This is a genomic window from Paenibacillus sp. J2TS4, assembly GCF_018403245.1.
Classification (GTDB): Bacteria; Bacillota; Bacilli; order Paenibacillales; family NBRC-103111; genus Paenibacillus_L.
Map to the genome: position 1 here is coordinate 359,302 of NZ_BOSH01000004.1, position 14,313 is coordinate 373,614.

9 protein-coding genes are annotated in these 14,313 nt (G+C 48.0%); all 9 read left to right on the forward strand.

Annotated features, from left to right (window positions below; translation table 11 throughout):
- Complete coding sequence (locus tag KJS69_RS29665; protein ID WP_249730486.1) at nucleotides 1-1,686, forward strand: SagB family peptide dehydrogenase; 1,686 nt, start codon at nucleotides 1-3, stop codon at nucleotides 1,684-1,686.
- Nucleotides 1,687-2,380: 694 nt separating this feature from the next.
- On the forward strand, nucleotides 2,381-3,460 hold the full coding sequence (locus tag KJS69_RS11875; protein WP_213583968.1) for a hypothetical protein: 1,080 nt from the start codon (nucleotides 2,381-2,383) through the stop codon (nucleotides 3,458-3,460).
- 158 nt (nucleotides 3,461-3,618) lie between these two features.
- Entirely contained in the window at nucleotides 3,619-4,557 is a 939-nt protein-coding gene (locus KJS69_RS11880; RefSeq protein WP_213584099.1) for an ABC transporter ATP-binding protein, read from the forward strand.
- 12 nt (nucleotides 4,558-4,569) lie between these two features.
- Nucleotides 4,570-5,331, forward strand: coding sequence for an ABC transporter permease (locus tag KJS69_RS11885; protein WP_213583969.1), 762 nt, complete (start codon nucleotides 4,570-4,572; stop codon nucleotides 5,329-5,331).
- Entirely contained in the window at nucleotides 5,328-6,308 is a 981-nt protein-coding gene (locus KJS69_RS11890) for an ABC transporter permease (protein ID WP_213583970.1), read from the forward strand. The genes KJS69_RS11885 and KJS69_RS11890 overlap by 4 nt, the downstream gene beginning before the upstream one ends.
- A 382-nt stretch (nucleotides 6,309-6,690) precedes the next feature.
- Nucleotides 6,691-6,828 carry a hypothetical protein gene (locus KJS69_RS11895; protein ID WP_213583971.1) on the forward strand — a complete coding sequence of 46 codons (138 nt, stop codon included), beginning with the start codon at nucleotides 6,691-6,693 and terminating at the stop codon, nucleotides 6,826-6,828.
- Between the two features lie 455 nt (nucleotides 6,829-7,283).
- Nucleotides 7,284-9,872, forward strand: coding sequence for a winged helix-turn-helix domain-containing protein (locus KJS69_RS11900; protein ID WP_213583972.1), 2,589 nt, complete (start codon nucleotides 7,284-7,286; stop codon nucleotides 9,870-9,872).
- Between the two features lie 1,014 nt (nucleotides 9,873-10,886).
- The gene (locus KJS69_RS11905; protein WP_213583973.1) at nucleotides 10,887-12,080 is read left to right on the forward strand and encodes an IS4 family transposase; all 1,194 of its coding nucleotides are present in this window, start codon (nucleotides 10,887-10,889) and stop codon (nucleotides 12,078-12,080) included.
- A 540-nt stretch (nucleotides 12,081-12,620) separates the two neighbouring features.
- Entirely contained in the window at nucleotides 12,621-14,312 is a 1,692-nt protein-coding gene (locus KJS69_RS11910) for a molecular chaperone HscC (protein ID WP_213583974.1), read from the forward strand.
- The last annotated feature ends 1 nt before the right edge of the window (nucleotide 14,313 follow it).

The window sequence follows — 14,313 nt, forward strand, 5'->3', positions numbered from 1 at the left end:
ATGAGTCTGGACGATTTTTTGCGTCAATTGCATGTGGAAACTGAGGAAGCCAGACCCGCGGATTGGGAAGTGAACTGGGCGGACGCCCCGCTGCCCTTTAAGCTCTATCGCGGCCTGCCCACCGTTACGCTTTGTTCGGAAGTGCCGCTGACGTTGGAAGGGCAGAAGGCGCCCGTGAAGCCGGATACTCGGTCCGTCGGTCATTTTCTCTGGTATGTCTTTGGCCTAACCCAATGGTGTCAGGCCATTCCTGCTCTGGATTCCGAGGAGCAGAAGGAAGCCTTCTTCCAGCTGCGTCGACGATTCGTTCCCTCCGGCGGTGCGTGCTATCCAAGCGAATTGTACTTGTATTTGAAGCTGGAGGATTTGCCGGCGGGAATATATCATTATGATGTGGCGCACCACCGGCTGGTACAGCTGCGGGAAGGCTTGTTTGATTCTTACTTGGACCGGGCGCTGGGTCATCGGTGTCCGATATCGGATTGTTTTGGCGTTGCGCTCGTATCTACCTTTTATTGGAAAAACTTTTTTAAATACAGTAACTTTGCCTATCGGCTGCAAGGATTGGATGCCGGAGTGCTGATCGGACACCTTCTGAAAGTGGCAGAACAGGTTGGATTCTCCTCTGCGATATTATTCCAATACCTGGATCGAGCGGTTAGCCATTTGCTTGGAATTAACGAACAGGAAGAAAGTGCATATGCGCTCCTTCCGTTGTCGCTCGAGCCGATTAACCTTAGTTTAGATAACGACGGTGGAGAAGTCCGGATGGAAACCGCCATGGAACTGTGCCGGGAGCTGCCGTTGCTCTGCCATGATCATTACATGCGGTCTCGCCATATTAAGGATTACTCCATGCTTACTCGGATGAACGAAGTGTCCAGGCAGGAATCGTGGCCATCGTTTCGACTGATGAAACCGGGAGAGGGAGAGCAACGGCAAGGGATAACGGCCTCTCAAATGTCGGGAGAAGCGTTTACGCTGAAGGAGAGTAACGAATGGAATAACGGAGGAAACCATGAACTAAATATCGAAGGGAATGGACAGGGCGAGATTATCGCACTGCCCGCCGTAAAGCGGCTGTCTTACGATTTGGCTTCCGCTTGCTGCCACCGTTCTTCGCCCGATCTTGATTTCGTGCTTAGTCGCATAAATCAAGTGCAATTGGCCGCTCTGCTGCAAGAGGCGACGGCTGCCTTCGGTTTCCAGAGCGATTTGGAGCGAGGTCAGGGGAGGCCCAGCCCGCGTCTTTCTTTATACGGTTGTTTGTACGGCATCGAGGGTATTCCGAACGGGGCTTATCAGTATGACGAAGCCGCTCATTCATTAAAGTTGATCCGGCCCGGGGACCACCGGCTTTGGCTGCAGCACGGCATGAGCCTGCATAATGTCAATTTATGTCAGGTACCTCTTTGCCTGCATGTCGTGGGTGACAAGAATCATCTGAGAACAGTATGGGGCTACAGAGGCTATCGGATCCAGCAGATGGAAGCGGGGATGCTCGTCCAGCATTTGCTGTTGGCCGCATCCGCCATCGGGTGGGGAGGACACCCGCTTCTCGGCTATGACGTGAATCTGGCCGATGAAATCTACGGCTTGGCCCCTCAAGGCGAAACCTGTCTGATCCAGGTGCCGATTGGCCCTTATCGCCCCCGCCTTCGATTGACGGGTGGCTTGCATAGTTAAAGGAACGGATTGTTTTAGCCTCCTGTCGAAACATCAAGCTGAGAGTAGCGCCGATAATTAATACGGGCTCCCGACGCGCGCAGCTATGGCGCGCGTTTTTGGCATGTCATGATGGAAGTCCCCCGCGGCTATCAGACCGCTCTTAAAACTCAATCTCTTGTATTCATGAATCAGGCGCACTTTGTTACGGGATGGCTGACAGGGCATCCTGAATCATAGCTTTGTTATGATATAGCCAATAGAGAGCTTCTAAGTTTGCCCGGGCCGCCTCTTCGTTGTCCATATCGAAGAAATAAGCGGCAAAGAACTGTCGATATTCCCGATCATGAGTTAACCTCCAATCAATCTAGACCAATCGTTAAATGCTATCCAGGCCAATAATGTTACGAGCGATGTTAAAGGTCCCGGAAATTTCCTTGATATTATCGTTTGATTCTATTTCAAATGAAGGGAAATATTTACACCCTGTTGAAGTACAGTGTATTATGATCTTAAACGAATATATAAATTACTATTTTGAACATGTTTGAGATTTAAGCTGCACAAGCTGTCCAGCCGAGCTTCCATCTGATTAATAAAAGAAGAGGGAGTATATAAATGAATAAGAATCAGTATAAGTATACCTTGAAATGCTCGGAATGGCTGCGAAACACGATCATCTAACAAGTAGAAATGTTGTCAGGGAGGTTATCGGATGAAGAGGATGCTATTACCCATTCTGGTGCTATTGATTACAGCGGCTTGCTCCGCCAGGGTTCATGGAGAGCAAATGAATTCAAGCTTATCTTCGGATCATATGACAGAGGATAACCAACAAAGTGTCATAACGATAGAGACGCCCATGACCGTCTCTGAAACGTTGATTCCCGGCACGAATCAGACGTTGAAGATCAAACTGGTGGAGGGCTCTTACTTCGAGGATGATCATCCGGGTGCTTACATGGGCGCCAATTATGAGGGAGCTTTCGAATTCGAAATCAGTGACGACCAGGGAGAGGTTTTAGGCAGAACAAAGGTTAATGACTTTTACCAGCAGGAAAGCTTGACGTTTGTCGATTCTTTCGAGCTTGTCTTCCATGATTATAACGAAGACGGATATTGGGATTTTACATTAGGACAGCCTATGAACAGCAATGGAAAGCTGTATAAGCTTTTTACGATAGGTCCGGACTATACGATTCGCGAGCTGCCGGTTAAGGATCACCCCGAGCTGTACATCAGCGGCGGGGAAGGAAGCCGTTATTCGGTTAAGCTGGAGATGGAAGGGGAGGAGTTTGTATACCAGTCCTATGACCAGCTAACCGGTGAATACGTTCATAAAGCGTTGAAATGGCAGGACGATGCATTTGTTGAAGTATCTCGGGACATACGGGATATTGAGGACACTCAAGATACTCAGGACACCCAGGATACTCGGGATTCTCAGGAAACCCAAGTGATTTTGAACGATTTGCCAGAGACGGTCACGGAGCTGAAAATGAGCCTTTCAGGCAAACTGGAAGGGGAACTGCTGCCTTATTTTTTTTACCAAATTGAAGATGGTCATCATTACTTGGCCGAAGGAAGAATAGATGTGGAGGATAATGGTGATTTTGCAGCGGATATCCGGCTAAAATCGCCCACCAATGGGTTCGGTAGTATTGTGTTTTACGGCGATGCGGATCATGATGGGCAATTCGACGTAGAGAAGGATACGGATAGAAAGCTGGGAAATTCCTTTTTTCAGTTCGAGGAGTCGCTTATCGTCCCGCTGTCGGGGCTTGAAACAGAGTAAGGTATCAACCATCCATATCAACTATCAACCTATGCGCCAATCACATCATCCATTCCAGCTTTCAAAATCAACCTTCAGAATCAACCATTCGGTTGATTCTTTTCTTTTTCCAACGAAGTACGATGGTTGCATAAGGAGTGATGAAGCCCATGAAACCCATGAAACCGATCATTGAGGTAAAGCAACTTGAAAAAAGCTTTAAAAAACATAAAGCGCTGCAAGGTATATCCTTTGATGTTTATCCGGGGGAAATATTATGTTTCCTCGGACCTAATGGTGCAGGGAAAAGCACGACTATCAACATCTTGTCAACTACGCTGCGCTGCGATCAAGGGGACATTCACTTTCATGGAGAGAGGGTGACCCACAAATCCTCGAACTACAAGCAGCGATTAGGGATTGTGCCCCAGGATCTGGCGATTTACGAGGAAGTGTCGGCAGAGCAAAATGTGAAGTTTTTCGCCTCCTTATATGGACTGCACGGTAAAGAGCTGCAGCGGAGGACGGATGAGGCGCTTGCTTTTGTCGGTCTCTCCGAACGGAAGCGGGATAAGCCGAAAACCTTCTCCGGAGGGATGAAACGGAGACTCAATATTGCCTGTGCCATCGCGCACGAGCCGCAAGTCATCGTCATGGATGAGCCTACGGTCGGCATCGATCCGCAGTCCCGCAATCATATTTTGCAATCGATCCAACGATTGAAGGAGCAGGGGGCGAGCATTATTTATTCGACGCATTATATGGAGGAGGTGGAGGAAATCTCCACCCGCATCGTTATTATCGATCACGGCCGAATCATTGCGAGCGGGACTAAGGAGGAATTGAAGGAGCAGTTGGAGGAAGAAAAGCTGTATGAGGTCGATGTAGAGGATTCCAGCGGACTGAATGAAGATGAGCTGTATCGGATTGACGGAGTGAAGAAGGTCTACATCGCTGAAAACCGCATTCGAGTAACGACATTGAAAGGAATTGAAAATTTGGACAAAATTATTCAGTTCCTCATGAATAGAGGATTCAAAATTATAAACATGACTTCTTCCGCAGCCAGCCTGGAAATGGTGTTTCTGAAGCTGACCGGCAGAACGCTGCGGAATTAGGAGGCGGTAACTATGCAAGTTCAAAGGGCTCGCGGTTTTCTCGCTTTATTTAAACGGGATTTGCTCAACCTGCTGCTTAGTCCCGTTCTTGTATCGCAAAATACGGTCTTTCCTTTTTTGCTGGTTCTCATTCTTGGATACATGGGCCGCGGCATCTACTCGGGAGGGGAAGTGACCTCCTATGATTACTACGGGATTACCATTATGATCTTTATGGTTCTGAATGTTTCGATGACCGCGTCCAACAGTTTTATGGAGAGAAGCATCAAAACGAGTAACCTGCGCATTTTGTATTCTCCCATGCCTACATCTTTTGTCTATTTGTCCAAGATCGTCGCCACCTTCATCTTCACCAGCATGAGCCTGCTCCTGATTGCCGGCTTGCTCCATTCTATCCTTGGGGTCCATGTAGGAGGCCGGGATGCGGTGTACGTTATGCTGCTGCTGCTCGGGTTCAATCTGTTTTCCTCTGCGCTCGGCGTTGCATGCTGTTGTCTCTTCAAGAGTGAAGAGATAAGCAACAAGCTGCTCAGCATCGTCAACAACATTCTCGCGTTGATCGGCGGCTTATTTCTTCAATTGGATGGGTTGGGCAAGACGGTCGAGGCAATTTCCTATCTGTCTCCAGTCAAATGGGTGGCGGAAGGCATCTTCCGGATGATCTACGATCAAGATTTTGGCCTGTTCTTCCCTACTCTCGCGATATGCGCGGCCGGCTCGCTCTTGCTGGTCGGGGGCTGCAAACTATTCTTTAGGGCGGAGGATTATGTATGAGGGGAATGACTCATGTTTTCATAAATAACATTTATCGAATGATAAGCCGCATCCATTATTTGTTCTTGTCCCTTGGCTTAACGATTGCCGTCATGGCGCTGGCCATTTTTTTTACCTCGCAGCTGGAAGTGGAGGGCCGTCTTGCTGTCGTCGGAGAACCGGGCCATTTGCCCGCCAGTGTCCACGAATACCGGCTGGAGTCATTAGAGCAGGTGCCGCCCAAGTCTCAGCTTGTTCGGAATAAATATGACGCCGTCCTGATCGATCAAGGCAACGGACATTATACCGTAGAGACGATCAAAGGGGATGAGTTCAAGCTAAAGCTTCAGCAGGCGCTTGAGCATCCCGGCAGCCCTCCTCCTGAGGAAAAGCGGCGGGGGGCCGCAGGCCAAATGTTAGGCTTTTTAACCATGATAATCCTGATGGGAGGGCTGCTGTTTATGACCTTTTTTCCGGAGGATAAAAGGAACGGGACTTTCCGCAGATTGGCGGTATCTCCGGTCCGTATCGGCAGCTACATGATCGCGCAATGCCTCTTTTGTTTTGCCATCATTTATGTGCCGACCTACGGGCTGATTATCGCGGCCCATCTGCTGCTGCACATCGATATCGGCCTGAGCCTGCTTTCCTATGGCTGGCTGCTTGGCCTGCTGGCTTTGCTGGCTACAGCCTTTGCCATGTTCATGACATCATGGCTGGAGCATAACGATAATATGCTTGTCCTGTCGGGCAGTCTCATCGTGCTCACCTCGCTGCTGTCCGGCAGCTTCTACAGCTTCTCACCCGAAGGGCCGATGAAGTGGGTCACGGCAGTGCTGCCGCAAAAGCAGTTTCTCACCGCGGTAGAAGGCTTGGAGCAGCACGTTCCTGTGGTGGAATGGGGCGGGTCCGTCCTGTATTTGCTTATTTTATCCGGTGGACTATTGGCCGCAGGCTGGCTGATCTGCCGAAGAAGGCTGGCGGACGGACGATATTGAGATTGTTCCGGCATGTGGCAGCCAAGCTGACCTTTAATGTCAGGAAGACTTACAACATGGGGATCTAAATGGAATTCATGCAGCTAGTTTGCTCCGTTGAGGTTAAAAACGAAAGCTAAGTGGAAAACCTCCATCTATTTTGTGCCAAAAGAGGGATATCAGCAAAAAAACTCCATTTTAAATGCGGTTTTTCCATTTAGTCCAGTTCATTCGCCCCATTCGCTTCCATTTACCTACACAAAATACAGTTAGACGCTACCCTTCTCCTAGGCGAAAAAAAGCAAGGTACCTGATCTCTTCGCGCTCCGGTCCCTGCAAGGTTTCCAGCTGATTTTCGCTCAACGAAAGTGGACTTATAACAACCAATGTAAGCAGGGAGGAAATGATGCTACTGCAAAATCCAAAATCGTTAAGAGAATTCCCCCTCCATTCCATTGCTAACCCGCAAATAGATAAATTCATTAAACCATACGGGCTGGAAGAATTAAAAATCAACCTTAAGGTGATGGGAAATTATTGATTCGCTTTGATGATACATCAGAGGTACGGATCATTGGCGCCGGTGAACCCCATTTACTTTCAACCCGGGTGGAGAGAGTTGGAAATAAATTATTTGTGGAAGGAAGAAATTTAGGCCGTTACTTGCTGAAGCGCCAGAAGCACAACTTTTAACCGAAATCGTCGTTCCCAACCGAGTTAGAATCGACGCCTCTTTATGGCCGGAGTATTGATCCTGGATGGCGGAGAGGGGGAGGTAGCGGTCAGGGGCAAATATGGCGAGGCGTCGGGATTAACCCGGCTCCAGCAAGTGAGAGTGAATTTAATATTCAAGGCAAAATCGGTTTTGGAGGCCTCGATTTGCTGGAATGCACCTCCGAATCATAGCTATTGATGTTCGGCTGGCGGTCTGGCATGATAAAAAAAGGAGGGGAGCGTCTGCCCTGACATCATTATCAGAATTCGGATGGGATAGCAATGAAGGATGGCGTAAAGCTGATTACAACTAAATTAAAAGCCCCCGCTCCCCGCAAAAACTATGTTCGCAGGGAAGCGTTGTTTGACAAGCTGGAGCTTGTCCCGGAACGTAAAGTGACGGTGGTGCAAGGAGCGGCCGGCAGCGGGAAGACCACTTTGATCACCTCCTATATGAAGGAGCATCCGGAGTTAACCTTCCGTTGGATAGCACTGGATGCGGATAACAACGATTTGTTCTCGTTCTGGTTTTATTTATTGGAGGCCATCAAGGCCGATTTGGGCGGGCATGTGGACGACTTGTATTCGATCTTCGATGCTCTTCCGCAGAAGCATGAAATGGATAATCTTCTCATTCTGCTTGTTAATCAGCTTGCAGCCGCAGAAGGGTTTACTCTCGTGCTGGATGATTTTCATACGATGGAAGATCCGGATCTGCTGAGAACGTTTGAATTCTTTATTAAATACTGCCCGGAATCGGTCCGCTTTGTGCTGCTGACGCGGGAAGCCCCGAAATTGTATTTGGGAGAATGGATGGTATCCGGACAGTATTTGGAAATTGGCGAACAGGACTTGAAGTTCTCCGCTTCCGAAGCGGCGCAGTTTTTGCAGGACACGCTTGGCGCGCAAGTGGACGAAGAGACCGCAAGCAGGCTTAATGAGCTGACCGAAGGCTGGGCCGGCGGCTTGCAGCTGATGGCGTTGGCGCAAACGCATCAGAAGGCGCTGCCGCTAAGCGAGACCAAAGGCTTGAACAAATATATGATTAATTATTTGTCTAATGAGATTCTGTCGTCCGTAAGTCCGGAGGAGAAGCAATTTCTCATTCGCACGTCGATCTTGAATTATTTTAACGAGTCGATTTGCAACCGGCTGTTGAATAAAGAAGCTTCCCAGTCTTTGATAAACAGCTTGTCCGATAAAAATATGTTCATCGTCACCATTGACGAGGATGAAGGAGTATATCGTTATCATCATTTGTTCGGGGAATTTTTGCGGTGGAAATTTTCGGAATGGGATGACGAATCCAAGCGGGAGTGGCATGGTCAGGCGGCTGCCATCTATGAGCAAGTCGGAGATTTGGAGGAAAGTGTCAAGCATTATTTTCAGGCGGGATTTTATCGCGAGGCGCTGCTGGTCATCGTGAAGATGCGGCATACGGTCACAGGCTGGACTTATTTGCGGCAGGTTCCTCTGGAGTATCTGGTTGATAGCCGGGATCTGGTCTTTCAACGATTGTTCTATCATTTTTGCAATCTGGAATTTGAAGTTTGCAGACAAATACTGGATGACGTATCCGCCAGAGTGGAAGAGGATGCTTTCTGGAACATCCTGCAATTTACCCGTTTTTTCATGGATGAGGGCTTGCATGATCTCGAGATAGACCCGGGAACCACCGATGAAATTGAGCGGATGGATCTGAGCGACGTCACCAAAGCGATTATTTATTTGACCAGCTCAATGCTGCTTGGCTTGCGGGATCAATATGCCGAAGCGCTGGAATGTATTAATAAGGCGATTCGATTGGAGAGCCGATTTCACAATCCGTACATCCGTTACTTTGCTCTGACCTGCCAAAGCCAGCTGTTGGAGTCGTTAGGGGAGTTGAACCAATGTCAACGGGTTTATGAATCATTGTCCCGCTTGCTGGAGAATCACCGCTATTTGGCTCCTTTATCCGCCAACAGCTTGATCGGTGAAGCCGGGATTTATATGAAAATGATGCGGCTCGATAAAGCGGAGCAGCTTTTCGAACAAGCGAGGCTCAAGCTGCCGACAGAGTACTTGTCTATGGAGAGGGGCTATATTCACAATCGGATGGAAATGTGTTTGCTGCAAAAGGATAAGCCGGGAGCGGCACAATGGATGAAGCGTCTGACTTCGTTTCAGATTCTATATCAGCATCCGCTGTATCATTCCGCTCTGTTGAAGTATCAAATGCTGGCAGGGGAGGTGGAACCCGACCTGCTCCGTTCGTTTATCGAGTGGATGGAGCATGGCCAGGACACCTGTACGCCAAGGTACGACGATCAGCTGGTCTATGTAAGGATTTTATTCAGACGGGGAGACAAGGAGCAAGCCCTGGCATGTTTGGAGGACCTGCTTAAAAATGTCCGCAAGCACAAAATCAAATTCATTCTCATTGAAGCGATCCTGCTGAAGGTGGCTATTCTCGATGCGGATGGAACCGGAAGCGAGCGGGAGCTGCTTAATCTGGCCCGAGAGGCCATTCACTACAGCTTTGCAAACGGGATTGCTTCGCCTTATGTGCTGGAGGGCGATACGGTGCGCAAGGCGTTAATTGTATTCATGCGGGAAAGGGAGAAGGATTTGCTCCCGAAGGAAAAGCAGTTCGTCCATTTCGTTCTATCCTTATGGAGCCAGGACAAACCGGAGGAAAGCTTAAGCGAACGGGAATTGGAAGTGCTAAGGGTATTGTCGACCGGCTTGTCCAACAAGGAGATAGGAGAGAGATTGTGCATTTCTGTCGCCACGGTCAAGACTCATATAATTAAAATCTATGCGAAGCTGCACGTCTCCAACCGGATGGAAGCGGTAGAGAAAGGCCGCCAATTGGGACTTCTTCAGTAATGTCCGAATCAGTACAGGTAAGGGAGACTATATAAATTGAACTAATGATTGAATAGCTCATGAAGTGGAGAAAGAAAGATGCTTCCAGGGCGAGTTTTGGCTTTGTATTCCTACCATCCGAAGGCCCATCCAAATAGAAGGAATACAAAACAAGATGTTTGAAGCTTCGGAGGCACTTTCCTTCGGAACGGAATGAGAGCTATTCTTTAGTTCAAAATATATAGAACCACTCTTGGAGTGGTTTTTTTTATTGAGTGAAGGAATGGAATTCATAAGTTGGATCTGCGCCAATTAATACCTGTAACCGTTATGTTTCGCTATAAATGGTACTAAAGCCACTCTTGGAGTGGCTTTTTGTCATTATTTGCAACTCCACTTTCGTCGGTTGAAATTGTCACACAGCCTTTATGTAATCAGGAGTAATTAGGCCATTTTAGCTATTCATTGCTGGAGTTGACCCTGGATCCCATTTGATCTTCTTTCGTACTTTTATGACGATAGAATTGAACCATTCGAGCCGTTGCTGCAGGAAACAGCCCACCGACTCTGTGTGGCATCATCATAAAGCGAAACAGAACAACCCGTCTCGCGACTCGCCATAGAGGCATAGATGCTGAAGGGTCGCAATTAGAATAAAGACCGGCTGATCCCCCCACGTTGGCATTCTACTCGCATAGTCTACCTGCACAGACTACTCGCACAGCATGAGGATCGATCTAAATGGATTTCATGCAGCTATTTTGCTCCATTTGAGGTTGGAAACGAGATCTAAATGGAAAACCTCCATCTATTTTGGGCAAAAAGAGGGGAATGCGCAAAAAACCTCCATTTTAAATGGAGGTTTTCCATCTAATTCAGCACTGGCGTTGCATTAACTTTTTCAGCAATATTTCATTCAATTATTTACAAAACGTGTAAATTTTAGATTGTTTTCGTGGACAAAAATAAAGAAATCTCCTATGGTTGAGTTACCCAAAAACGTTATCCATAAACGCCTCAACAAAGGAGATTTCTATGGATAACAATACGAATTTAAGTGTCATTTGTCAATGTCTACAATTGTTAAAAGTCAGCCCATCTCGAGATTGTAATCTGGATTACCGTGCTCATAAGCTTTTCGTCGGTTCTTCTATGCTGCTGTTTATCGAGGCTCAGTTGCAGCAACGTGAATCCTACGCTGAAATGTCAGAGCATCTCATAGCTAATGAAAGTTTTCAACGGTTGCTCGGTGGGTTAAACAGCATAAGTGCCTCACAACTTTCGCGGAAAATGAGGCAACTTCCCTTGGCAAACCTTCATCTACTTTTCATGCAAGTGACAGAGCAGATCCAACAATTAACGAAGGACAAACGAGGAATCACGCCCAAAATCGGAAAACTCAAGCTCATCGATTCTACTCAGATTACCCTACCGGCGATCCTCTCCAAGTGGGCCTACTGTTCCGTATCTAATCACGGTGTGAAGATGCATACTTCTCTCGTCGTGGTCGATGCCAAGACGATGTATCCAGATAAAATGATCGCTTCGACCCGGGATATTGCGGACCATGAGGTCGTGCAGAGCTTTACCATCGACAAAGATGCGACATACGTGGTGGATCGGGGCTACCAAGTATATAAACACTTTCAAACATGGGTCACACAAGGGATTAAGTTTGTTGCTCGTGTAAAGGAAAACAGCCAACTGACGATCGTTAAGGAACGGGGCCTACCCAAGTTGGGGAACTTCCGTCGTGATGCAGATGTCACTGTGCCGGGACAACAGATCAAGTTACGACTAATCGAGTTCCAAGACAATCAAGGCCGTTTGTATCGACTTGTTACAAACCGGTGGGATTTAACCGCCCATCAAATCGCGGAAGTGTACCGCCATCGATGGCAGATTGAGCTCTTTTTCAAATGGATCAAGCAGCACATTCGTTTGGTGAAGCCACATGGATACACGGCGGAAGCCATCTGGAACCAGATGTACATCGCATTGATCGCCTACGGCCTATGCCTGCTCCTGAAGTTACAGTTGAATTGCAAGCAAACGATCTGGCAGTTACTTCGGTTGATCCGTCTCTATGCAGATAAGTCATGGGCGATGTTGCTTGAGGCCATAGAGCGAAAACCAAAACGAAAGTCAAAGGGGCGACCCAAGCGAAATGGTCGACCGCCCAAGCAAGCAAAGAAGTCGATGAAGCCTAGAATCATTGTAGAGATTTAATAAATAAATACCACAAATTACAAATTAAGGATAACGTATGGGTTTAGAGCCGCCATTACTTTTTAGCTTTTAAAGGCGAGATGAAACTGTAAAAATATAACTAATTTGGACGACAATTTGAACTTCTCTTGTTATCCGGATACCAATCAGACAACATCAAAAAGGTCTTTGCAACGCCAGTGCTAATTCAGTCCATTTACGCCATTTTTCTCCATTTACCTACATAAAATACAGCAAGATCGATTCTCTTGCCCCATTCGCTTCAACTTACCTACACAAATACAGTTAGACGTTACCCTTCCCCTGGGATGTAGGGTTGACGAAGAGACGAAGACAATTGTTGAATATAGATCGACGATAGAATCGTCGAAGACGCGGAGGAACTCTTCCAGGATGTCTAAATAAAGAGTCACTTTCTTCCGATTAATATAGTACTATTAATATATTAAGAAGCGGCTAGGGAACACAACTTCCGAAAGCCGCCTATGAACAGAATAGGACGAGGCTTGCAAGAAATATTTTATCGGAAGTGATGGTAAATTGACGATTATTGGCATTGATCTGGGAACGACGAACAGTCTGGTTGCCTGCTGGACCGATAACGGCTCTGTTCTCATTCCCAATATTTTGGGCAGTCCTCTTACGCCGTCTGTTGTAAGTGTAGATGAGAATGGAGAGATTCTGGTGGGACAGGTGGCCAAGGAACGGTTAATTTCCCACCCCCATATGACAGCAGCGGTGTTCAAGAGATATATGGGAACGAGCAAAACGTTTCGTCTCGGCTCCTATACTTTTTTGCCGGAGGAGCTGTCGTCCTTCGTCATCCGTTCGCTGAAGCAAGATGCCGAAGCTTATTTAGGGCATCCGGTTACGGAAGCGGTCATCAGCGTGCCCGCTTATTTCAATGACGCTCAACGCAAGGCAACTCAGCGTGCCGGGGAGTTGGCCGGATTGAGGGTGGAGCGGCTGCTGAACGAGCCGACCGCTGCGGCCATTGCTTACGGTCTTCATCAACAGGAGCCGGATACGAAATTTCTCGTCTTCGATTTGGGCGGAGGCACCTTTGATGTCTCTATATTGGAATTATTCGATCAGGTGATGGAGGTAAAGTCGGTCGCCGGGGACAATTATTTGGGCGGAGAAGATTTTACGGACCTGCTGATCTCTGAATTTCTGCAGCATCACCAGTTGGAGGCCGATAGCCTGGACGCTAAGGCGGCAACTTCACTGCGCAAGCAGGCTGAACATTGCAAGCACATACTGGGACGGTTTAAACAGGCGCCGATGAGCTTTACTTGGGACGGACAAGAGTACCATTGGCAGGTGGATCGCCAGCAATTCGAGGAGATGGCCAGACCTCTTCTGAACAAGCTGCGGGCCCCGGTCGAACGGGCTATGCAGGACGCCACGATAAGTCCGGATCAGCTGGATGCCATTGTTCTCATTGGCGGGGGAACGAGAATGTCATTAATTTATTCTTTCATCGGCAAATTGTTTGGCCGATTGCCTGCGGCACACATTCATCCGGAAGAGACGGTAGCGCTTGGAGTCGGCATACAAGCCGCTCTTAAAGAAAGAAATGCTGCTTTGAGCGAGGTGGTCTTGACCGATGTTAGTCCCTACACGTTAGGGACTATGATTGCGATTATGACGGAGTCAGGGGACTATGAGCCCGGGTACTTCTATCCGATCATCGAACGCAATACCGTCATTCCGGTCAGCCGTGAGGAACGGCTCTACACCCTTCACGATCAGCAAACGGAGATTAAGGTAGAGATTTATCAGGGAGAGAGCCGGCATACCAAAAACAATATGAAGCTGGGCCAATTGGATATATCGGTTCCCCCCGGACTTGCCGGCGAGCAGGCGGTCGATATTCGCTATACATATGATATTAACGGAATATTGGAAGTTGAAGTGACGGTTGTCACAACCGGAGCGAAGAAGCGGATGATCATTGAAGAGAACCCGGGAGCTTTGACCACAGAAGAAATCGCTCGCAGATTCCGGGAGCTGGAAGCTATCAAAATCCATCCTAGAGACCGAACGGAAAACCGGCTGCTGCTGGCACGGGGAGACCGTCTGTACGAGGAATCGCTTGCAGATAAACGACAAGTGATTGCCGCGCTGCTGCAAAGGTTCGAAGACGTTCTGAAACGTCAAAATGAACGGGAAATTCGTAAAGAAGCCGAGAAATTGAAGGAGATCCTAGACGAATTGGAAAGGGTTTAGG

Excerpts from the sequence above, each read along its gene's own strand:
- KJS69_RS11900 (WP_213583972.1), top strand. The coding sequence starts at position 7,284 with ATGAAGGATGGCGTAAAGCTGATTACAACTAAATTAAAAGCCCCCGCT.
- KJS69_RS11875 (WP_213583968.1), top strand. The coding sequence starts at position 2,381 with ATGAAGAGGATGCTATTACCCATTCTGGTGCTATTGATTACAGCGGCT.
- KJS69_RS11890 (WP_213583970.1), top strand. The coding sequence starts at position 5,328 with ATGAGGGGAATGACTCATGTTTTCATAAATAACATTTATCGAATGATA.
- KJS69_RS11905 (WP_213583973.1), top strand. The coding sequence starts at position 10,887 with ATGGATAACAATACGAATTTAAGTGTCATTTGTCAATGTCTACAATTG.
- KJS69_RS11885 (WP_213583969.1), top strand. The coding sequence starts at position 4,570 with ATGCAAGTTCAAAGGGCTCGCGGTTTTCTCGCTTTATTTAAACGGGAT.
- KJS69_RS11880 (WP_213584099.1), top strand. The coding sequence starts at position 3,619 with ATGAAACCGATCATTGAGGTAAAGCAACTTGAAAAAAGCTTTAAAAAA.
- KJS69_RS29665 (WP_249730486.1), top strand. The coding sequence starts at position 1 with ATGAGTCTGGACGATTTTTTGCGTCAATTGCATGTGGAAACTGAGGAA.
- KJS69_RS11895 (WP_213583971.1), top strand. The coding sequence starts at position 6,691 with ATGATGCTACTGCAAAATCCAAAATCGTTAAGAGAATTCCCCCTCCAT.